Annotated in this window: 1 protein-coding gene; it reads left to right on the forward strand. The window is 54.0% G+C overall.

Annotated elements, in window-relative coordinates; all coding sequences use genetic code 11:
- Nucleotides 1-371 (forward strand): hypothetical protein (locus tag AX708_RS20570; RefSeq protein WP_233999667.1); only part of this gene is annotated, 371 nt, incomplete at its 5' end.
- Between the last annotated feature and the right edge of the window lie 305 nt (nt 372-676).

The raw sequence follows: 676 nt of genomic DNA on the forward strand, positions 1-676 counted from the left end.
ATGCGACGGAGTCGGTCGCCAACGAGCTGCGCGCTTCGTCAGCCGAATGGGCAAGCCGTGGAGGTTCTCCGGTGAATATCGGGGACATCAGCAAGCGTGGTGGTGGCGACATCGCCGACCATCAAACGCACGAGGAAGGCAGGCAGGTTGATATCCGTCCGTTCCGCCGGGATGGCGGAAATGCCCCTGTTACTTGGCAGAGCCGCGCCTATGATCGTGAGCAAACTCGAAGCTACATTGAGTTCATGAAGGATCGGAATCCTGGTACTACTGTGCTGTTCAACGACCCTGTTTTGGTGAAGGAAGGGCTGACTCAGAAATATGAGGGTCACGACAATCACCTTCACTTCTCATTCCCGAATAGGAAGTGACTGCTTGGGTGCGCGATTTTAGACCATCGAGGAACCCTAAAGAAGAAGCCCCAGTATAATCGCGCCCCACATACCTAGTATGAACGTGGCTGCGATGCGCACTACGGGTAGTTTGGTTGTGTGCGTTTTGTAATTCGGTTCAATAAGAGGCTCGCTCTTTCGGACCTCATTCCAGCGGAGTGAGTCTCCCATGGGCGTGCCGGGCGTATAGGGGCTGTCCCATGTGCTGTGAGGATCGTATGGATCCGATTGATCGTGAATTGACATATTCTGAGCCTTTCGAAGGCATCATATCACGACGGTGA

It is taken from the genome of Erythrobacter sp. CCH5-A1, assembly GCF_001557115.1.
In the GTDB taxonomy this organism is placed as follows: Bacteria; Pseudomonadota; Alphaproteobacteria; order Sphingomonadales; family Sphingomonadaceae; genus Erythrobacter.